The sequence below is a fragment of the Erwinia sp. Leaf53 genome, from assembly GCF_001422605.1.
Classification (GTDB): Bacteria; Pseudomonadota; Gammaproteobacteria; order Enterobacterales; family Enterobacteriaceae; genus Erwinia.
In genome coordinates this window covers 1-20397 of sequence record NZ_LMLK01000024.1, presented here as the reverse complement: position 1 = coordinate 20397, position 20397 = coordinate 1, and the positions used below count along the sequence as shown (strand labels likewise).

Annotated in this window: 20 protein-coding genes and 1 pseudogene; 9 read left to right on the top strand and 12 right to left on the bottom strand. The window is 59.7% G+C overall.

The window, feature by feature from the left end:
* Nucleotides 1-89: 89 nt before the first annotated feature.
* The 3 genes from ASF13_RS18510 (at nucleotide 90) to pnuC (ending at nucleotide 2545) form a co-directional block, all read left to right on the top strand.
* Complete coding sequence (locus ASF13_RS18510; protein ID WP_056239819.1) at nucleotides 90-614, top strand: methylated-DNA--[protein]-cysteine S-methyltransferase; 525 nt, start codon at nucleotides 90-92, stop codon at nucleotides 612-614.
* A gap of 138 nt (nucleotides 615-752) precedes the next feature.
* Nucleotides 753-1814: a quinolinate synthase NadA gene (gene nadA / locus ASF13_RS18505; RefSeq protein WP_056239816.1), complete on the top strand. Its 1062-nt coding sequence runs from the start codon at nucleotides 753-755 to the stop codon at nucleotides 1812-1814.
* Nucleotides 1815-1843: 29 nt separating this feature from the next.
* Entirely contained in the window at nucleotides 1844-2545 is a 702-nt protein-coding gene (pnuC, locus tag ASF13_RS18500) for a nicotinamide riboside transporter PnuC (RefSeq protein WP_056239813.1), read from the top strand.
* A gap of 151 nt (nucleotides 2546-2696) precedes the next feature.
* On the opposite strand, the gene zitB is transcribed toward pnuC, so the two are convergent.
* Nucleotides 2697-3653: a CDF family zinc transporter ZitB gene (zitB, locus tag ASF13_RS18495; RefSeq protein ID WP_056239809.1), complete on the bottom strand. Its 957-nt coding sequence runs from the start codon at nucleotides 3651-3653 to the stop codon at nucleotides 2697-2699.
* A 327-nt stretch (nucleotides 3654-3980) separates the two neighbouring features.
* Nucleotides 3981-4322, bottom strand: a complete 342-nt coding sequence (locus ASF13_RS18490; RefSeq protein ID WP_056239806.1) for a protein YbgS — start codon at nucleotides 4320-4322, stop codon at nucleotides 3981-3983.
* A 294-nt stretch (nucleotides 4323-4616) separates the two neighbouring features.
* Between ASF13_RS18490 and aroG the strand changes: the two genes are divergently transcribed.
* Nucleotides 4617-5669, top strand: a complete 1053-nt coding sequence (gene aroG, locus ASF13_RS18485; RefSeq protein WP_056240534.1) for a 3-deoxy-7-phosphoheptulonate synthase AroG — start codon at nucleotides 4617-4619, stop codon at nucleotides 5667-5669.
* Between the two features lie 228 nt (nucleotides 5670-5897).
* Here aroG and gpmA read toward each other — a convergent pair whose 3' ends face one another.
* The 6 genes from gpmA to modE form a co-directional block, all read right to left on the bottom strand.
* Nucleotides 5898-6650: a 2,3-diphosphoglycerate-dependent phosphoglycerate mutase gene (gpmA, locus tag ASF13_RS18480; RefSeq protein ID WP_056239804.1), complete on the bottom strand. Its 753-nt coding sequence runs from the start codon at nucleotides 6648-6650 to the stop codon at nucleotides 5898-5900.
* A gap of 158 nt (nucleotides 6651-6808) precedes the next feature.
* Nucleotides 6809-7840, bottom strand: coding sequence for a galactose-1-epimerase (gene galM, locus ASF13_RS18475; protein ID WP_056239801.1), 1032 nt, complete (start codon nucleotides 7838-7840; stop codon nucleotides 6809-6811).
* The gene (gene galK / locus ASF13_RS18470) at nucleotides 7834-8979 is read right to left on the bottom strand and encodes a galactokinase (protein WP_056239797.1); all 1146 of its coding nucleotides are present in this window, start codon (nucleotides 8977-8979) and stop codon (nucleotides 7834-7836) included. The genes galM and galK overlap by 7 nt, the downstream gene beginning before the upstream one ends.
* Entirely contained in the window at nucleotides 8976-10034 is a 1059-nt protein-coding gene (gene galT, locus ASF13_RS18465; protein WP_056239794.1) for a galactose-1-phosphate uridylyltransferase, read from the bottom strand. The genes galK and galT overlap by 4 nt, the downstream gene beginning before the upstream one ends.
* 600 nt (nucleotides 10035-10634) lie before the next feature.
* Nucleotides 10635-12101: a molybdate ABC transporter ATP-binding protein ModF gene (gene modF / locus ASF13_RS18460; protein ID WP_056239791.1), complete on the bottom strand. Its 1467-nt coding sequence runs from the start codon at nucleotides 12099-12101 to the stop codon at nucleotides 10635-10637.
* Nucleotides 12102-12175: 74 nt separating this feature from the next.
* On the bottom strand, nucleotides 12176-12964 hold the full coding sequence (gene modE / locus ASF13_RS18455) for a molybdenum-dependent transcriptional regulator (RefSeq protein WP_056239789.1): 789 nt from the start codon (nucleotides 12962-12964) through the stop codon (nucleotides 12176-12178).
* Nucleotides 12965-13118: 154 nt separating this feature from the next.
* On the opposite strand from modE, the gene ASF13_RS23765 reads away from it, so the two are divergent.
* From ASF13_RS23765 to modC, 4 genes are all read left to right on the top strand, one after another.
* Complete coding sequence (locus tag ASF13_RS23765; RefSeq protein WP_072166437.1) at nucleotides 13119-13274, top strand: AcrZ family multidrug efflux pump-associated protein; 156 nt, start codon at nucleotides 13119-13121, stop codon at nucleotides 13272-13274.
* A 312-nt stretch (nucleotides 13275-13586) separates the two neighbouring features.
* Nucleotides 13587-14360 (top strand): molybdate ABC transporter substrate-binding protein, encoded by a 774-nt coding sequence (gene modA, locus ASF13_RS18450; protein ID WP_056239786.1) that lies wholly within the window; start codon nucleotides 13587-13589, stop codon nucleotides 14358-14360.
* The gene (gene modB, locus ASF13_RS18445; protein ID WP_056240531.1) at nucleotides 14360-15055 is read left to right on the top strand and encodes a molybdate ABC transporter permease subunit; all 696 of its coding nucleotides are present in this window, start codon (nucleotides 14360-14362) and stop codon (nucleotides 15053-15055) included. The genes modA and modB overlap by 1 nt, the downstream gene beginning before the upstream one ends.
* Complete coding sequence (gene modC / locus ASF13_RS18440) at nucleotides 15049-16107, top strand: molybdenum ABC transporter ATP-binding protein ModC (protein ID WP_056239781.1); 1059 nt, start codon at nucleotides 15049-15051, stop codon at nucleotides 16105-16107. Before modB ends, modC begins: the two co-directional genes overlap by 7 nt.
* Nucleotides 16108-16180: 73 nt before the next feature.
* Here modC and ASF13_RS18435 read toward each other — a convergent pair whose 3' ends face one another.
* Nucleotides 16181-16999 carry a pyridoxal phosphatase gene (locus ASF13_RS18435; RefSeq protein WP_056239778.1) on the bottom strand — a complete coding sequence of 273 codons (819 nt, stop codon included), beginning with the start codon at nucleotides 16997-16999 and terminating at the stop codon, nucleotides 16181-16183.
* Between the two features lie 192 nt (nucleotides 17000-17191).
* On the opposite strand from ASF13_RS18435, the gene pgl reads away from it, so the two are divergent.
* Complete coding sequence (pgl, locus tag ASF13_RS18430; protein ID WP_056239777.1) at nucleotides 17192-18178, top strand: 6-phosphogluconolactonase; 987 nt, start codon at nucleotides 17192-17194, stop codon at nucleotides 18176-18178.
* Between the two features lie 198 nt (nucleotides 18179-18376).
* Here the strand turns inward: pgl and ASF13_RS18425 are convergent, their stop codons facing one another.
* From ASF13_RS18425 to ASF13_RS24700, 3 genes and pseudogenes are all read right to left on the bottom strand, one after another.
* A complete protein-coding gene (locus ASF13_RS18425) occupies nucleotides 18377-19330 on the bottom strand; it encodes a T6SS immunity protein Tli4 family protein (protein ID WP_162237204.1) in 954 nt (317 codons plus the stop codon).
* A gap of 29 nt (nucleotides 19331-19359) precedes the next feature.
* Nucleotides 19360-19533: a hypothetical protein gene (locus ASF13_RS25400; protein ID WP_369814405.1), complete on the bottom strand. Its 174-nt coding sequence runs from the start codon at nucleotides 19531-19533 to the stop codon at nucleotides 19360-19362.
* A 221-nt stretch (nucleotides 19534-19754) separates the two neighbouring features.
* Nucleotides 19755-20397, bottom strand: a pseudogene (locus tag ASF13_RS24700) (hypothetical protein); the annotation flags it as partial.

Genomic DNA, 20397 nt, shown 5'->3' with positions numbered 1-20397 from the left:
TTATTTTATTATGCTGTCCGCAAACGGCCAGTGATGGCCGGGTAAAAGCGCATAATCACCGCGACGGCAGGTAAACCAGGAGAACCACGATGACCTACTCTTTCAACCTGATCGACTCCCCGGTCGGCGAACTCAAACTGGTGGCGACAGAGCGCGCGCTGGTGGCGGTGCTGTGGGAAAATGATGACCCGAAACGTACCCGCTTTCTGCCGCAGACTGAAGACCGGCAGCATGCCATTCTGCTGGAGACCGAACGCCAGCTGCGGGAATACTTTGCCGGTGAACGGCGGCACTTTAGTCTGGCGCTGGACTTTGTCGGCACCGACTTTCAGAAACAGGTGTGGGCCGCGCTGCTCACCATCCCCTACGGCGAAACCCGCAGCTATGCGCAGATCGCACAGCAGATCGGCAACCCGAGCGCCGTGCGGGCGGTTGGGGCGGCGAATGGCCGCAATCCGATCTCGATCATCACTCCCTGCCACCGGGTGATCGGTGCTAACGGTAAACTGACCGGTTTCGCCGGTGGCCTTGACACCAAAGCCTTCCTGCTGCGCAGAGAAAGCGGCCAGCTGTGGGCGGAAGAGCCGCTTCAGCTGGCGCTCACAAAATCATAACATTCTGACGAGAAATCCAGCGACACTGGTCTCTTTTTCAGCTATCTTGTTTAGCATATAAAACAAACCAGCCGAATGAGTCACGCAACACGGCTTTTACGGCGAATTCGGTTAAGTTGAAGAAACGAGAGTTGTGATATGAGCCTGATGTTTAACCCTGATGATGCCATTTACCCTTTCCCGCCGAAACCCGCCCGACTCACCGCCGATGAAAAGGTGTTTTACCGTGAGAAAATCAAACGCCTGCTGAAAGAACGCAATGCGGTGCTGGTGGCACATTACTACACAGATCCGGAGATTCAGGCGCTGGCAGAAGAGACCGGTGGCTGCGTTTCGGACTCGCTGGAGATGGCACGCTTTGGCAGCCAGCATTCGGCGTCAACGTTGCTGGTGGCCGGGGTGCGTTTTATGGGGGAAACTGCCAAAATCCTCAGCCCGGAAAAAACCATCCTGATGCCGACGCTACAGGCGGAGTGTTCGCTGGATCTCGGCTGCCCGATTGAAGAATTCAGCGCCTTCTGCGATGCCCATCCGGACCGCACGGTGGTGGTCTACGCCAACACCTCGGCGGCGGTAAAAGCGCGCGCTGACTGGGTGGTCACCTCCAGTATCGCGGTGGAGCTGATCGAGCACCTCGACGGCCTCGGCGAGAAGATCATCTGGGCACCGGACCGCCACCTTGGCCAGTACGTCACCCGCAAAAGCGGCGCGGACGTGCTGTGCTGGCAGGGGGCCTGTATCGTCCACGACGAGTTTAAAACCCAGGCGCTGCGGCAGATGAAGCAGCTTTATCCCGAGGCGGCGGTGCTGGTCCACCCGGAGTCGCCGCAGGCGATTGTCGACCTGGCCGACGCGGTGGGATCGACCAGCCAGCTGATCCAGGCCGCACAGCGGCTGCCGCAGCGGCAGATGATCGTCGCCACCGATCGCGGCATCTTCTATAAAATGCAGCAGGCCTGCCCGGATAAAGAGCTGCTTGAGGCCCCCACCGCGGGGGAAGGGGCGGCCTGCCGCAGCTGTGCCCACTGCCCGTGGATGGCGATGAACGGCCTGAAGGCGATTGCCGATGGGCTGGAACGGGGGGGCGCAGAGCATGAGATCCACGTCGAGGAGGCGCTGCGCCAGGCGGCATTGATCCCGCTGGATCGTATGCTAACCTTTGCAGCACAACTAAAACTTCGGGTAAAAGGCAACGCCTGACTGCCAACGCCCGCTACACAGGTGCCCAAATGGACTTTTTCAGCACGTCAAATATTCTGGTTCACATCCCTCTTGGTGCCGGTGGTTACGATCTGTCGTGGATCGAAGCCATAGGTACGGTTGCCGGCCTGCTCTGCATCTGGCTGGCCAGCCGGGAGAAGATTGCCAACTACGCCTTCGGGCTGCTTAACGTCACCCTGTTTGCGGTGATCTTCTTTCAGATCCAGCTCTATGCCAGCCTGCTGCTGCAGCTGTTCTTCTTCGTGGCCAACATTTACGGCTGGTACGCGTGGAGCCGTCAGACCAGCGATAATCAGCTGGCGCTGAAAATCCGCTGGCTGCCGCTGCCAAAAGCGCTGGGCTGGGGCGCTGCCTGTATCGTGGCCATCGCGCTGATGACGCGCTTTATCGATCCGGTATTTAGTTTCCTGACTCACACGGCGGTGACGCTGATGCAAGGGGTGGGTCTGAATGTCGTGATGCCGCAGCTCCAGCCTGATGCGTCCCCGTTCTGGGATTCGTGCATGATGGTGCTGTCGATTGTGGCGATGATCCTGATGACGCGTAAATACGTTGAAAACTGGCTGCTGTGGCTGGTGGTAAATCTGATTAGCGTGGTGATTTTCGCCCGTCAGGGCGTCTACGCGATGGCGGTCGAATACGTGATCCTGACCCTGATCGCGCTGAACGGTGCCTGGCTCTGGATTAAGAGCGCACGCACCGCGCGTTAAACCGACAGCGCCCTCACCACCCTCACGGTGAACCGGTGCCTCAGCCCGGCCAATGCCGCGAGGGGGGTGAAAGCGGCCCTGCCCCTGCAGTGACCCCCGTTATCTGCGGCAGAGCTGGCCGGCTGTGAAGGGCAGAGGGCGATGCGGTGAATCAGTGATGATGCCCGTGTCCGCCACCACCGCCGGCAATCCACTGCATATCACAGCGTTCGCCCTCGCAGCGCTGATACTCCATCTGCACCGTGGCGTGCTCAATCTGGTAGTGCTGCTGCAGATGGCGGTGAATACGCGCCAGCAGCGCATCGTGGTCGTGCGGCGGGATCACCTGCACGTGCAGGGTAATCACCGGTTTCTCGCCTACCTGCCACAGGTGCACGTGGTGTACGTTACGCACCTCCTGGATCTGAAGCGTCAGCGTGCGCTGCAGTTTCTCCACGTCGATCGTCTGCGGCGCGCCTTCCAGCAGCTCGTGACTGCTCTCACGGATTAAGCGCCAGCCGCTGCGCAGCACCAGCAGAGAGACCAGCACCGACAGAATCGGGTCGGCGGGGGTCCAGCCGGTAAACAGAATAATCAGCGCAGCGGCAATCGCCCCGACCGATCCCAGCAGATCGCCCATTACGTGCAGCGCCGCCGCCCGCACGTTGAGGTTTTTCTCCGCGCTGCCGCGGTGCAGCAGCCAGAACGACAGCAGGTTAGCCAGCAGGCCGCCTGCGGCAATCACCAGCATCGCGCCGCCTGCCACCGGCTGTGGATGAGCAAATCGCTGCACGGCTTCCCAGACGATCAGTACGGTAATCACCAGCAGCGCCAGCGCATTCACAAAGGCGGCCAGCGTAGTCAGACGCAGCAGGCCGAAGGTATGGCGGCTGTTGGGCTTTCGTCGCGCCAGCTGCAGGGCCAGCAGCGCCATCAGCAGGGCCGCTGCGTCGGTAAGCATATGGCCGGCGTCGGCCAGCAGCGCCAGCGAGCCGGAGAGCACGCCGCCGATGATTTCGGCCAGCATATACACGGCGGTAACGATAAAGGCGGCCAGCAGGCGCGAGCGGTTGCCGTCCTCTGCCTGATGTTGATGAGGCGCGCTGTGGTCAGAATGCGAGTGTGCCATGGGGGTCCGGTGGGGTTATCGGGCGATAGCCTAATGATATCAATAAATCTGCACTACCGAGGGTAGAAATGATCGCGTAATGGCTGGCCGTAATATCTGCGAGGAGCCCGGTCAGCACTTGCCAGGTGATGCTCTGCTCACAGGTATGCTGAAGAACGGAAGAACGGAAGAACGGAAGAACGGAAGAACGGAAGAACGGAAGAACGGAAGAACGGAAGAACGGAAGAACGGAAGAACAGGAAGAATATAGAAAATAGCGGGGGTTTAAAGATGAAAAGCGTTGTCTGCCCGGGGAAGCGGCTGCTTCCCCGAACGTTCACTGACGGCTTAGTGAGTCGTACCGTCGGTTTTGTGGTTGGCGTCGTCACCCACTTTATTATTGATGTCCGGACACTTACCGTCTTTACACTCGGTATTTTTGTGAACTTCAGTGGCGCTCATGTCGCTGCCGCTGGTAGTGCCGGTCGCCGGCGTGCCGCTTTCACCGGTGTTAATCTTACTGTTATCCACGCCGTTAGGCTGCAGATGGCTTTTAGCACCCGGAGCAACCGCACCGGCATCGGCCGCTGCGTTGGCAGAGCCATTATTACTGCCGGAATCGGCGGCCATTGCCGCGCCACTGCCCAGGGTCATTGCTGCGGTAAGAAATACGATTGCGAACTTATTCATCGTTATACTCCATTAGTATTGAAGGTGGCCCGATTAAATCTGATAAAAAGATTCGAAAAGGATTTCTGCTGCTGACAAATAAAAACTCTAAAAAATAGACGATTGCCAATCATAAATGATGCAAATGCGTTCATTTAAAGAGCTAACGATTAAAAGTGTAGTAGAGGGGCACAGAAAATCAACGTCACCCAGGCAATGTCGGGGGAAAGACGATTTACAGCCCCCGGCACTCACGATAAATTGGCGGTGATATGCCCGACGTGCAGGAGGGCGATAAAATGAACTGGAATGATTATGACTTATCAGAACGATGACTTAAGAATCAAAGAGATAAAAGAGCTTTTACCCCCGGTTGCGCTGCTGGAAAAATTTCCCGCAACGGACAACGCGGCGCAGACGGTCTCCCTCGCCCGCCAGGCAATTTCCAATATTCTTAAAAAACAGGATGACCGCCTGCTGGTGGTGATTGGCCCGTGTTCGATTCACGACACCGTGGCGGCAAAAGAGTATGCACAGCGTCTGCTGACCCTGCGTCAGGAATTACAGGGTGACCTGGAAGTAGTAATGCGCGTCTACTTTGAAAAACCGCGTACCACCGTCGGCTGGAAAGGCCTGATTAACGACCCGCATATGGATGGCAGCTTCCGGATTAATGATGGGCTGCGCATCGCGCGTAAACTGCTGCTGGATATCAACGACAGCGGCCTGCCGGCGGCAGGCGAGTTCCTCGATATGATCACCCCGCAGTACGTGGCCGATCTGATGAGCTGGGGCGCAATTGGCGCGCGTACCACTGAGTCTCAGGTACACCGCGAACTCTCTTCCGGCCTCTCCTGCCCGGTGGGCTTTAAGAACGGCACCGACGGGACTATCAAGGTGGCGATCGACGCTATCGGTGCCGCCAGCGCGCCGCACTGCTTCCTGTCGGTCACCAAGTGGGGCCACTCGGCGATTGTCGAAACCAGCGGCAACGACGACTGCCACATCATTCTGCGCGGCGGCAAAGAGCCGAACTACAGCGCCCATCACGTCAGTGCGGTGAAGACCGGGCTGGAGAAGGCCGGTTTGCCGACTCAGGTTATGATCGACTTCAGCCACGCTAACAGCAGCAAGCAGTTTAAAAAGCAGCTGGACGTCTCAACCGACGTGGCACAGCAGATTGCGACCGGTGATGACGCCATTATCGGGGTGATGATCGAAAGCCATCTGGTGGAAGGCAACCAGAACCTCGAGAGCGGCGAACCGCTGGTCTACGGCAAAAGCGTCACCGACGGCTGTATCGGCTGGGAAGATACCGGAAGCGTTCTGCGCCAGCTGGCGGCAGCGGTGCGGGCGCGCCGCGGCTGAACCCAGACGGCCGCGAAATGATATCGCGGCTAAGGCTAGCTGGTGCAGAAGGCTATATGCGACCCGGCTTGCGCCAACGGCACGGCTGAAAACGCCGCATTTCCGCCTGGAAAGTGGGTGACAGCGTCTGTCACCGGTGTTGAAGGCAATAAAAACCCGCCATACGGCGGGTTTGCATTTGGAAACGCTTTCAGCCTGTAACCCGCCGTAAGGCGGGCGTTTTTCAGCTTACTTCGCTTTACCCTGGTTAGCCACGGCAGCTGCTTTCGCAGCGATCGCCTCAGCATCACCCAGATAGTAACGTTTAATCGGCTTGAAGTTCTCGTCGAACTCATACACCAGCGGTGATGCGGTCGGGATATTCAGCTCGAGGATCTCGTCTTCGCTCAGGTTATCCAGGTATTTCACCAGCGCACGCAGGGAGTTACCGTGGGCAGCGATCAGCACTTTCTCACCGTTCTTCATGCGTGGCAGGATCGACTCGTTCCAGTACGGCAGCACGCGGTCAATGGTCAGCGCCAGGCTTTCGGTGGTTGGCAGCTGCTCAGCGCTCAGCGCCGCGTAGCGCGGATCGTGGCCAGGGAAACGCTCATCGGCGCGGTCCAGCTCTGGCGGGGTTACCGCAAAGCCGCGACGCCACAGTTTTACCTGCTCGTCACCGTACTTCGCCGCGGTTTCCGCTTTATCCAGACCCTGCAGCGCACCGTAGTGACGCTCGTTCAGGCGCCAGGACTTCTCAACCGGCAGCCACGCCTGGTCAACTTCGTCGAGGATATTCCACAGCGTATGGATGGCACGCTTCAGCACCGAGGTGTAAGCGAAATCGAAGGTGAAACCTTCGTCTTTCAGCAACTGACCCGCGGCTTTCGCTTCCTGACGGCCTGCGTCTGACAGCTCCACGTCATACCAACCGGTGAAACGGTTTTCGTTGTTCCACTGGCTTTCGCCGTGACGCACCAGAACCAGCTTAGTTACTGCCATAGCTTAACTCCTTAATAACACTTACGTTTCAATGATAATGGTAATCGGTAAACTGCCTGGCCGGGCCAGAGGCAATTAACAATGTGCATTACCATAGCGGAAATCGGCGCAGCGCGTAAGCCCGTCACGCGCGCGTTGCACGATTTTCCTGCGTTTTATCAAACTGGCGTCAACCGGTAGCGCGTCTCGGACTGATACGTTTCAGCCGGCTGTAGCCAGCAGTCGGGCTGCGGCCACTCCGGGTGGTTCGGCGAATCCGGCAAGAACTCGCTCTCCAGCGCGATGCCCTGGTGTGCGGCATAGACGTCGTGCTCGCGCGCCGGCGTACCGGCCAGGTAGTTGCCGCTGTACAGCTGCAGCGCCGGGGCGGTGGTAAACACCTCCAGCTGCAGCCTGCCGTCGGCAGACCACAGGGTGGCGGCGGGGCGGGCATCGTCCTGGTTGAGCAGGAAGGCGTGATCGTAGCCTTTTACCGCCTGCTGATCGGCATCCTGCAGGAAATCTTCTGCCAGGGTTTTGGCGGCGCGGAAATCAAAAGAGGTTCCCGCGACCGCTTTCAGCGCCGCGTTGGGGATGCCCTGACTGTCCACCGGCAGATAGCGATCGGCGTTGAGCTGCAGCCGGTGCTGGCGGGCATCGCCGTGATCGGCATCGAGGTTAAAGTAGGCGTGGTTGGTCAGACTGACCGGGCAGGCGCGATCGACGGTAGCCTGATAAGCGATCGACAGCGTATTGTCCTCCTCCAGCCGGTAGCGCAGCGACACCAGCAGCGTGCCGGGGAAGCCCTGGTCGCCGTCCGGCGAGTCCAGCCGGTACTCCACCTCGCTGTCGCTCTGGCAGACGATCTGCCAGCGGCGGTTGTGGAAGCCGTCCGGGCCACCGTGCAGCTGGTGCGGCCCCTGATTGGCGCTCAGCGCAATCGCCTCACCGTTCAGCTCCAGGCGTGCGTTAGCGATGCGGTTGGCGTAACGGCCCACCGTGGCACCCAGGTAGGCCGACTGCTGCAGATAGTCAGACGGCGTAGCGCAGCCAAGCAGCGCCTCGCGCACCGTGCCGTCGCCCATCGGCACGCGGGCCGAGAGCCAGGTGGCACCCCAGTCCATAAAGGTCGCCACCATACCGTTGCCGTTGCGCAGCACGGTGATGCGCCAGGCGGCCCCGTCCGGGGCGTGTGAATCAGGTTTTAGCATAGTCCGGCTCCTGGAGAGGCTTTGCAGACGTAGAAGGTCTCTTTGATGCCGGTCTGCGCTTCATACTGCGCGGCGACGGCGGCTTTCACGTCGTCCACCAGCGCCAGCGGCATCAGCGCCACGATGCAGCCGCCGAAGCCGCCGCCGGTCATCCGCACGCCGCCACGCTCGCCCACCGTCGCTTTCACGATCTCCACCAGCTGGTCGATGGCCGGGACGGTGATTTCAAAATCATCGCGCATCGACGCATGGGATTCCGCCATCAGCACCGCCATCCGTGCCAGGTCGCCACGCGCCAGCACGTCGGCTGCTTCCAGGGTGCGGGCGTTTTCGGTCAGCACGTGGCGCACGCGTTTGGCGACCAGCGGATCCAGCTGCTGCCCGCGTTCGGTGAACTCGCTCAGCGTTACGTCGCGCAGCGAGGTTTTACCAAAGAACGCCGCACCGGCTTCGCATTGTTCGCGGCGGGTGTTGTACTCGCTGCCTACCAGGCTGCGGCGGAAGTTGGAGTTAATAATCACCACCGCGATATCTTCCGGCACCGGCACCGCACGCGTGCCGAGGGTGCGGCAGTCGAGCAGCATGGCGTGGTCTTTCTCGCCCAGCGCTGAAATCAGCTGATCCATAATGCCGCAGTTACAGCCGACGAACTGGTTCTCCGCTTCCTGACCGTTAACCGCGATCGCCGCGCCGTCTACCGGCAGCTGATAGAGTTCGCGGAACACGGTGCCCACCGCCACCTCCAGCGAGGCGGACGAGCTCAGGCCCGCGCCCTGCGGCACGTTGCCGCTAATCACCAGATCGGCACCGCCAAAGTCCGCGCGGGTCAGCAGGTGTTTCACCACGCCGCGCACATAGTTGGCCCACATATATTCAGGGTGGTTGGTGATGGCGGCGTCCAGCGAGAAGCTGTCCTGCTGATTGTCGTAGTCGGCGGCAATGACCCGCACCTGACGGTCATCGCGCGGGCTGCAGGCGATCACCGTCTGATAATCAATCGCGCACGGCAGCACGAAGCCGTCGTTGTAGTCGGTGTGTTCGCCGATCAGGTTAACGCGGCCCGGAGCCTGGATGCTGTAGCCGGCGGCGTAGCCGAACTGGTCGTTAAAAATCTGTTGGGTGGTGCTCTTTAAGCTCATGCCTGGTCTCCGGTCTCGGTCTCGCGGAAGTGAATATCGCTGACGGCGCGCAGGCGTTCAGCCGCCTGCTCCGCCGTTAAGTCACGTTGGGTTTCGGCCATCATTTCATAGCCGACCATAAATTTACGCACCGTGGCGGAACGCAGCAGCGGCGGATAGAAGTGGGCGTGCAGCTGCCAGTGATCGCCGGCGTCTTCGGTAAACGGCGCGCCGTGCCAGCCCATCGAATAGGGGAACGAGCACTGGAACAGGTTATCATAGCGGCTGGTGAGCTTTTTAAGCGCCAGCGCCAGATCGTCACGCTGCGCGTCGTTCAGGTCGGTCAGGCGCTTAACGTGCGCTTTCGGCAGCAGCAGCGTTTCAAACGGCCAGGCCGCCCACCAGGGGACCACCGCCAGCCAGTGTTCGGTTTCCACCACCGTGCGGCTGCCGTCCTGCCGTTCGCGGGCGCTGTAGTCAACCAGCATCGGCGAGCCGTGCTTTGCATAGTACGCGCGCTGCAAATCGTCTTCGCGCCTGACTTCGTTCGGCAGGAAGCTGTTGGCCCACACCTGGCCGTGCGGGTGCGGGTTGGAGCAGCCCATCGCCGCGCCCTTGTTCTCAAACACCTGTACCCACGGGTAGGTCTGCCCCAGCTCGGCGGTCTGCTGCTGCCAGGTTTTCACTACCGCCACCAGCCCGTCCAGCGTCAGCTCCGGCAGCGTTTTGCTGTGGTCCGGCGAGAAGCAAATCACCCGGCTGGTGCCGCGCGCGCTCTCACAGCGCATCAGCATATCCTCGCTCTGCGGCGCGTCCGGCGTGTCGGTCATCAGCGCGGCAAAATCGTTGGTAAACACGTAGGTGGTTTTATAGTCCGGGTTTTTATCACCGGTCACCCGCGTATTGCCCGGGCACAGGAAGCAGTCGGGATCGTGCGCCGGCAGTTTTTCCTGCGAAGGGGTTTCCTGCGCGCCCTGCCACGGCCGTTTGGCGCGGTGAGGGGAGACCAGCACCCACTGATCGGTCAGCGGGTTGTAGCGGCGATGGGGATGATCGACCGGGTTAAATTTTTCCATGGGGTTGAGTCACCTTCTGATGCAATAAGCCTGAAAGAAAAATAGCACACTGACCGGACAGAAAGCGTGATCGGGTTGGAAAAAATGGAATCGTTTACACTGATTTTTTCTGCATGTCAGGCAGTAAATATAACCTTTAGGCGCGAAGGGATCAGCCTGTGTTGTGTAAATTGTGGTAACGATTACACCAGAGTTTGTCAATGCTGTTCGGGAGGCGGTAGGCGGGAGGCGGGTGCGTTGCGTAATGGGGGGACAGGAGCGACTGCGCAGGGCTGAGGAAGGATAATCCTGGGAAGAGTATGAAAAAATGGCCTGACAGGTTTGAGGAGAAGTCTGGCGACCCCGACGTCAGGGCACTGCGGGTTCCGCTCTCTGACGGCATGGATGTCGATACCACCACTGAGTATATCGATAGCTATGTAAAGTTGCAGAACACCCGATAGGGGGCTAAAGAGATACGCTGTTGGAAGATCACTCCCTTAACTCCCCTCTTTCCACAGGCGAATTGCACAGGCGGCACAAATTTATCCCGGCCGCTGAGAGAGTTCAGCGCCCGGGATTGTTTCATCTGCCGTCTTCCCGCAAGCCGAATTGTTCAGGTTACAGCGCGTCCTGCAGATACCCGTAACCGTCACCCTCTGCCACAAAGCTCAGCCGGTGGGTGATGCACTGCGGCGCGTCTTCGGCATGATGCGAGACAAACAGCAGCTGGGTGCGGCCTTCGCCGATCAGCACGTCGATAAAACGCCTGACCAGCAGGCGGTTGATCGGGTCCAGCCCCTGCAGCGGTTCATCGAGGATCAGCAGCGCCGGGTGTTTCACCAACGCACGGGCGATCAGCACCAGCCGCTGCTGGCCCCACGACAGATCGTGGAACGGTGCGTTCGCCTGGGCCTGCATCCCCAGCAGATCCAGCCACTGGTTAGCCAGCATGATCTGCCGGTCGGACACCGCCTGATAAATGCCGATCGAATCGAAATAGCCGGAGATCACCACGTTGCGCACGCTGCTGCTGACCCGGTACTCCAGGTGCAGGCTGCTGCTGACGTAGCCGATATGCTGCTTAATATCCCAGATGGTTTCGCCGCTGCCGCGACGGCGGCCGAACAGCGTCAGGTCATTGCTGTAGCCCTGCGGGTGGTCGCCGGTCACCAGGCTCAGCAGGGTCGATTTACCGGCACCGTTCGGGCCGACGATCTGCCAGTGCTGGCCGCGATCCACCTGCCAGCTGAGGTGGTTGAGGATCGGCCGGTCGTTGTAGGCCACCACGCCATCCTTCAGCACCACCAGTGGCTCTGCGTCTGCCAGCGGTGGAATGGCGCTGGCGTCATCGGGCTCCGGCAGGGTCATCCCGGCCAGCTGCTCGCTGTGCGCCAGCTGGGCGACCAGCGCCTGCTGCAGAATCGCCTCGCGCGGCCCGCTGTGGGTCAGGGTACATTCGGCCAGCACGCCGACCTGGCTGATAAACTCGGGGATATCGTCAAAACGGTTCAGCACCAGCACCAGGCTGAAGCCCGGCTGCTGCAGCTCACCCAGCACGCTGGCGAGGTTGGCGCGCGAATCAACGTCCAGCCCGTCAAAGGGCTCATCGAGGATCAGCAGGTCGGGCTGCGCCATCAGCGCCTGGCACAGCAGGGTCTTACGCGTTTCGCCGGTGGAGAGGTACTTAAAGCGTCGATCCAGCAGTGCTTCAATGCCAAAGCGTGCCGCCAGCGCGCGGCAGCGCTCTGCATCGCGCACCTCCTGCTGGATGATTTCGGCAGCGGTCAGCCCGGTATCGTCCTCATCGACGCTGAGCATATCGGTGTTATTACGCTGCCACTCATCGGCGACCAGCTTTTGCAGCTGTTCGAGCGACAGGCGGGCCGGGCGCTGGAACTGGCTGCTGACCCGGCCTTTTTCCACCGGCAGCTCGCCGGAGAGGGCTTTTGCCAGCGACGACTTACCGCTGCCGTTGGCTCCGACCACCGCCCAGCTTTCGCCGGCGCGCAGGGTGAGATCGTTAAGGTTCAGGGTTCGGGTAGCGCTCAGGCGAAAGATGCCTTGCGTAATCTGCAATATTGACATTGTTCATTCCATTTTATGCATCACAAGGGTATTAACGTCCTGCGCTGCCGTGATGTCAATTTCCGCCGGAGGATTCAGAGCAGCGTCGCGACGATCGCCTTATCGGCATTAAAATATGCTGTCACTGGCGCATCCGTCTGCAGTTTTAGCTGCTCAAGGCGCTGATTAGTGACAGTGGCACACAGCGTCTCTCCGCCGGCCAGGGCGATCAGCACCTCGCTGTGGCTCTCACCCCGGAGGATCTGGGTCACCTGGCCGGCCAGCCGGTTATCCGCCCGTACCTGTTCCGGCGCATCGCGTGTCAGCTCAATCCACGGCGCTTTGATCAGCACCAGTACCTCTTTGCCCGCCGCCAGCTGCAGGCGGTTGGCGCTGTGTTCGGTCAGCGCCACCTGAATGCGGGTCTGCCCGTTGGCCAGCTCAACCTCGACCTGCTGCTGCACCGGCTGAGCGTCGCGGGCCAGCACCGTGCCAAAAAACTGATTGCGGGCGCTGGTCTGCAGCGAAAAACGGGCGATCGCCCCGAGCAGGCTGCCCGGCGGCACATCGTCCTGCAGCACGTCAAACGCCTTCTGCTGGATCTGTTCCAGCAGCGCGTAGAGCTGCAGCAGGCGTTCGCCGTAGTCGGTGACCACCGCGCCGCCGCCGCCTTTGCCGCCGGTGGCCCGCTCCACCAGCGTGCGGTCCGCCAGCTGGTTCATCTCGTTAATCGCATCCCACGCGCTTTTGTAGCTGATCCCGGCCAGTTTCGCCCCCTGGCTGATCGAGCCGCTGGCCTGCACCTGCTTTAACAGTTCGATGCGGCGCGGATCGGCAAACAGCCGCTGTTGTAACTTCAGGATCAGGGAAATATCGGCCTGCATGGCATTCTCCGGGCTTAACCTAGCGTGGGAAAGAGTGTACCAGTTGCAGGCGGGCGTGGGCGGGGAATAAAAACAGCACGAAGGCACAAAAGGTCAGTGTAATCTTACTGACAGCCGCTACAATGGCTTCTTTGTTCAGCAAAATGAGGCTGCCATGCTGGAGTTACTGAAAGGCCTGGCCATAGCGATCCTGATGGTTCCTGTGGTGATGGCGATTATCCTTGGCCTGATTTACGGCCTGGGCGAAGTCTTTAACGTGATCTCGAAAGTGGGTCACCGCAACGACCAGCCGGCGAAAAACCGCCATTAAACCCTGTTTTCCGCGCCCGGCTCTGCCGGGCGTTTGCTTTTGAGCAGGCCTTGTGGCCCGCGATTCCTTCTCCCTCCGCTACGTTAATCTCTTCGTTTTTCCTGCCGGAACGGGTTCCTGCCTGATGGTACTCTTTCATCTGCCAGCAGGGTGACGTCTGCACGCGGGTGGGTGCTCAGTTTCTTTCCCTTTTCGACGTTTTTCCACCGCCCCTAAACTTCAGACCTGCTCTGCCGATATTTCCTGTGACGTCGCAGGCATGCATCGTTATATTATCAAGTAAATAACGCTCACCCCTCTCTGGAGAAAAGCATGTCTGTAAAATGGAATCATCTGCTGGCCGCGGCGGCCCTGACCTTCGGCAGCACCGGCCACGCGCTGGCTGCGGATAACATCACCGTGTTTGCGGCGGCTTCGCTGACCAACGCGCTGCAGGATATCTCCACGCAGTATGAACAGGGCAAAACGGTGAAGATCGTCTCCTCGTTTGCCTCCTCCTCAACGCTGGCGCGGCAGATTGAGCAGGGGGCACCTGCCGACCTGTTTATCTCGGCCGACCAGCAGTGGATGGACTACGCCGTGGATAAAAAGAGCGTCGAGGTGGCCACCCGCTTCACCCTGCTGGGTAACGAGCTGGTGCTGGTGGCCCCGACCGCGGCGAAACCGCAGCCGGTCAGCATCAGCAAAACCACCGACTGGAAGAGCCTGCTGAAAGGCCAGCGGCTGGCGGTGGGCGACCCGGACCACGTGCCGGCGGGCATCTATGCCAAAGAAGCGTTGCAAAAGCTGGGCGCCTGGGATGAACTCTCTCCGCTGATGGCGCGCAGCAACAGCGTTCGCGCGGCGCTGGCGCTGGTGGAACGCGAAGAAACCCCGTACGGCATCGTTTACGGATCGGATGCGGTAGCCAGCCAGAAGGTGACGGTGGTCGGCATCTTCCCGGCCGACAGCCACAAGCCGGTGGAGTACCCGATGGCGGTGGTCAGAGACCATAACAACGCCAGCGTCACCGATTTTTACAACTACCTGAAAGGGCCGCAGGCCGCGGTGATTTTCAAAAAATATGGATTTACGCCTAAGTCATGATGTTACTCAGTGAACCCGAATGGCAGGCGGTCGCGCTCAGCCTGAAAGTGTCGGTGGTTGCCGTCGCCTGTAGTCTGCCGTTTGGGATCCTGATGGCGTGGATCCTGGTACGTCGCCAGTTTCCCGGTAAAACCCTGCTCGACAGCCTGATCCACCTGCCGCTGGTGCTGCCGCCGGTGGTGGTGGGGTACCTGCTGCTGCTGGGGTTTGGCCGCCGGGGCGTGATTGGCGAGTACCTGTATGACTGGTTTGGCTTCAGCTTTGCCTTCAGCTGGCGCGGTGCCGCGCTGGCGTCGGCGGTGATCGCCTTCCCGCTGATGGTGCGGGCGATCCGCCTGGCCCTGGAAGCGGTAGACAGCAGGCTGGAGCAGGCGGCCCGTACCCTCGGTGCCGGTCGCTGGCGGGTGTTCTTCACCATCACCCTGCCGCTGACCCTGCCGGGGATTATCGTCGGCACGGTGCTGGCCTTCGCCCGTTCGCTGGGCGAGTTCGGTGCCACCATCACCTTTGTTTCCAACATCCCCGGCGAGACGCGCACGCTCCCCTCGGCGATGTATACCCTGATTGAAACGCCGGGCGCGGAAGGCGCCGCGGCGCGGCTGTGCGTCATCGCCATCGTGCTGGCGCTGGTCTCCCTGTTACTTTCTGAATGGCTGACCCGCTGGGGTCGCAAACGCTTAGGTCTCGGATGTTAGAACTCGATTTCAGCCAGCGGCAGGGCGATCATCTGCTCAGCGTGCAGGCCAGCCTACCGGGGCAGGGGATTACCGCCGTGTTCGGCGTCTCCGGTGCCGGTAAAACCTCACTGATCAACGCCATCGGTGGCCTGACCGTTCCGCAGCAGGGCAGCATTACGCTGAACGGCCGGGTGCTGAGCGACGCTGGAACCGGCGTCTGGCTGCCGCCGGAGAAGCGGCGCGTGGGCTACGTCTTCCAGGACGCGCGGCTGTTCCCACACTACCGGGTGCGCGGCAACCTGCAGTACGGCATGGCAAAAGCGATGCGGCCGCAGTTTGACGCGCTGGTGCAGCTGCTGGGCATTGAGCCGTTGCTGAACCGCTTTCCGTGGACGCTCTCCGGCGGTGAGAAGCAGCGGGTGGCGATCGGCCGCGCGCTGCTTACCGCGCCGGAAATTCTGCTGATGGACGAACCGCTGGCTTCGCTCGATCTGCCGCGCAAGCGCGAGCTGCTGCCCTATCTGCAGGCGCTGGCGAAGCAGGTCTCAATTCCGATCCTCTACGTCAGCCACAGCCTCGACGAGCTGCTGCAGCTGGCGGACAACGTGCTGGTGCTGGATAAAGGTGGGGTAAAGGCGTTTGGTCCGCTGGAAAAGGTGTGGGCCAGCAGCGTGATGCGGCCGTGGCTGCCCCGCGCCGAGCAGAGCAGCCTGCTGCGGGTGCAGGTGCTGGAGCAGCACCCGCACTATGAAATGACCGCGCTGTCGCTGGGCGACCAGCATATCTGGGTCAGCCGGGTCAACGCGCCGCTGCGGTCGCCGCTGCGCATCCGCATTCAGGCGGCGGACGTATCGCTGATCCTGCAGCCGCCGGTGAACAGCAGCATCCGTAACGCGATCCCGGGGCAGGTGGTGGAGATGCTGGACATCGACCATCAGGTGGAGGTTAAGCTGCAGATCGGCCAGAGCGAGTTGTGGGCGCGTATCACTCCGTGGGCGCGCGATGAGCTGATGATCAAGCCGAAGATGTGGCTCTACGCGCAGATTAAGAGCGTGGCGATCGCGCCCTGAAGGTAACGACCACCGCTGTCGCCTGCCTGAACCGGCGCGCTGTCTGAGCGTTTCGATCGCCTGCTATACGGAATCAGAGCACTTCACGGTACAGCGTCTCGGCGATGCCCGGCTCGAGGTTGGTGCCGATCACCCGTCCGGCACGCGCCTTGATGGCATCGTCTGCGTTGCCCATCGCCACGCCCAGCCCGACGGTTTCCAGCATGCTGAGATCGTTATAATTATCGCCAAAGGCGATCACATCGCTCATCCGGTAGCCGTTGGCTTCCACCCAGCGCTGCAGGCGTTTGCCCTTGCTGTTACCGGCGCGGGCGATATCCACCTGATCGTGCCACGACCATTCGCAGGCCAGCCCCATCTCCGCTTCCACCCGTTCGGCAAACTGCTGCAGCTCGCGGGTGTCGCCGTGGGACAGCGCAAACTTCCAGATCGCGGTGGCCGATTCGGCCGCCTCTGCCAGGCTGTTAACCTTAAGGAATGTCGGGCGCTGATGCTCAGGCAGCGACAGTCCCCAGTTAATGGTGCGGGTAACGTGGCCGGTCTCGGCCTGATAGAGCATCGCGTCATCAACGTACAGCAGGCCATGCATGCCCGATTCGTCGAGCATTTCGATCACCCGGCGGGCCTGATCTTTCGGCAGCGGATCGGATTCAATAACTCTTTTCGCATGATAATCATACAAATAGGTACCGTTACAGCAGATAGCAGGTGTGTCGAGCGCCAGCGCCTGATAAAAAGGGTGGATAGCCACGTGATGGCGACCGGTCACGATCAGCACTTTTACGCCGGCCTGGCGGGCCTTAGCCAGCGCGTCGAGGGATTCGGGGAGAATCGTTTTATTCGGCGTTAACAGCGTGCCGTCCAGATCAAGGGCGATGATGCGATAGCTCATAGTAGATTCCGTGATTGACAGGATAAGAAGACGTTGCCCGTGCCGTACTGGCGGCACTAACTGTGAAGTGAGGGGCAGCGCCTCAGTGTACACCTTGTGACGCCGGCCACAAACCGGCGACCGCATTCCATCCGCCGACGGTGGCCTGACGCTGCCACCGGCCTGATTATCCGTTCTTAACAAGGAGCATTCATGAAACAAGTTGTTTATACCGCCAGCCCGGAAAGCCAGCAGATCCACGCGTGGGATCTGAATGATGACGGCGCGCTGACGCTGCTGCAGGTGGTTGATGCCCCGGGCCAGGTTCAGCCGATGGTGGTCAGCCCGGATAAACAGTTCCTGTACGTTGGCGTGCGTCCGGATTTTCGCGTGGTGGCGTTTAAGATTGCCGCCGACGGCAAACTGACCGAAGCAGGCCACGCGCCGCTGCCGGGCAGCCCGACCCATATCTCCACCGATCGCGAAGGGCGCTTTATCTTCGTTGGCTCCTATAATGACGCCTGCGTCAGCGTCAGCCCAATCGGTGCCGACGGCCTGCCGGGCGCGCCGCTGCAGGTAGTCAAAGGTCTGGAAGGCTGCCACTCGGCGAATATCGATCTGAGCAACCAGACGCTGTTTGTTCCCGCGCTGAAGCAGGACCGCATTGCGCTGTTTGCGCTGGCGGAAAACGGTGAACTGACCCCGCGCGAGCAGGGTGACGTGAGTACCACCACCGGTGCCGGCCCGCGTCATATGGTGTTCCACCCGAACCAGCAGTTCGCCTACTGCGTCAACGAACTGGACAGCAGCGTTGACGTCTGGCGTCTCGGCGACAGCGTCGAAAAAGTGCAAAGCCTGGATATGATGCCGGAAGGCTTCAGCGACACGCGCTGGGCGGCGGACATCCATATCACCCCGGACGGCCGCTTCCTCTACGCCTGTGACCGTACTGCCAGCATCATCACCGCGTTCAGCATCAGTGCCGACGGTGCCTCGCTGACCATTGAAGGTTTCCAGCCGACCGAAACGCAGCCGCGCGGCTTCAACATCGACCACAGCGGTCAGTACCTTGTGGCGGCGGGGCAGAAGACCCACCATATCGAAGTTTACCAAATCACCGCTGACAAGGGGCTGCTGCAGCCGCTGGCCCGTTATGCGGTCGGCCAGGGCCCGATGTGGGTAGTGATCCACGCGCTGTAAGTCAGCCAGGCTCGACCAAACGTAGCAGCTAAAGGCGGGACGATCCCTAAGGCTGACAGGTTAAGGATCAGAAAATTTCCCGCTCAACAAATCCAAACCAACCCGCCCTGAGGCGGGTTGGTTTGTTTCTGGAGAAATGATGACGCTCAGCTAAAGAGGATCTCAAGAGGATTATGTTCATCTGTCAGAATATTTCGGTCAGAATGCATTATTCCTGATACGGAAAGAACGGGTGATGCGATCCCATATTTCCACCAGTTCGGCATCGCTGTAAGCGGGTGGGGGCAGCGCATGGTTACTTAATGTCAGGTCAATAATCGGGTGTCGAAAATCCACTATTTTTTCATTGGCGATAGCGTTAAAAAGTAGCTGTGCGGACGGATTGTTGGCTGATTTTTCTGACGGCGCGACGTTAAGCCATTCATCAGCCTCAAAGTCGGCTATCTGTATTTTACCCTTCCGCAGCGTCCGTGCCTTAACTTCGGTAAGGTAAGGCTGAATTTCATGGCTCCGCTCCAGCATACTCGTTGGATCGCCAAGATAAGTATTGGTTGACACCGACAGGGAAAAGACCGGGGTGTGCGGATAGACCAAGGTAATATTTTCTTTCGGCTGCCCGTTCCCGTCGCGGATAAACCCTTCTGAAATACAGGTCCCCGGCTGCGTTGGGATTTCATCGTTTTTTCGCCCGCTCAGACGGGACATAATATCCTTCAGCTCCGCCAGTTTTGCGGGCCTGGTGTCAAGCTGATTTTCTTTCATTCCTCCGTTCAAATATTCAATGCGATCCTGCTGATATTTGGGGTCTGATACATCCCTTATCTCCGACGAAATGATGAACGCCACCCCATCAATATACAGGTGCCCTTCAAGGATACGACCAAACCCCGCCGCGCTCTCATTTTTATTACGATCAAATATCACCGCATTTTCACTCAGCCGGTACACCTGCTTGAGAAAAGGCCGATCAACAGGATCAACCGTATGGCTGTCTTTCAGTTTCTGCTCCCGCAGCTCGATACGCTGCTCAAACGCCGGACGGTAGAGCCGCTGGCTGCTGATGTTCACCTCATTAATCTGAGCACGGTCTTTCAGGGTATTTTCGAATGAGGCCGGAACCTTAAACAGCCCTGGTCCCCTACTCTTTACCACGTTGCCATGCGCGTCTGTTCAATTATGGATCATCGCAGCTCGATACGCTGCTCAAACGCCGGACGGTAGAGCCGCTGGCTGCTGATGTTCACCTCATTAATCTGAGCACGGTCTTTCAGGGTATTTTCGAATGAGGCCGGAACCTYAAACACRTAGCGCCCYACRCACTGGGCTTTGGTGGTGGCAAACAGGGTATCGACCATACGTTTTTCCTTGTCCGTTAACGCCGGTGGCGGATGCACAAACGTCACAAAATTATGAATATAGAATCCTGCCGCCAGCAGCACTATCGCCAGCGNCATACGTTTTTCCTTGTCCGTTAACGCCGGTGGCGGATGCACAAACGTCACAAAATTATGAATATAGAATCCTGCCGCCAGCAGCACTATCGCCAGCGAGGTAAGCAGCTGAAGCGGGATTTTTTTCATGGAGGCGGCACCTGCTGCACGATTTTCACCACCGAGCGGACCGTGAACACCAGGGCATMTGACAGGTCACTGTAAACCGAACGCGAACGATCCACGGGGTCAGCGGCATAGGCCCCTTCATGATCGACATCGGTCGCCAGCACGCCCCGAACATGGGAAGATGAGGTGCGTATCGCCTTGACCGGCACGGTGCCGTCACCGGGTGTCCCCGCCGAAATCAGCTCATGGGTTCTTAACGGGGAGAGCTCAAGCGGCTCAGCGGAATCCTTACGGACCCTCTGCGCCTCCTTCACGTACAGCGGGATCCGCTCTTTCCACGTCAGGAATGCATCAGACGGATTGTCCGCACTGGCACCGTAAAACAGCCAGGTCTGCGGATGGTATTTAGCGTTCAGTTCTTCGATAAATTTTTTCACATCTACTTTTATTCTGTCCTGGAAAGCTCCCCACTCACTGTCAGTATCACCCAGCAGCAAATTCTGCTCACACAGCCGCCACCAGTCCGTCTTGTTCAGATAAATTTCCTCATACGGATCATCCTCCGGCAGGGACAGCCGGGCACCGCTGCTCTCGATTTTCAGCCAGCCGGGACCATAAGCACCGCCCGGCAGCAGCTGTAAAGGACCGGGGGACTGGGCC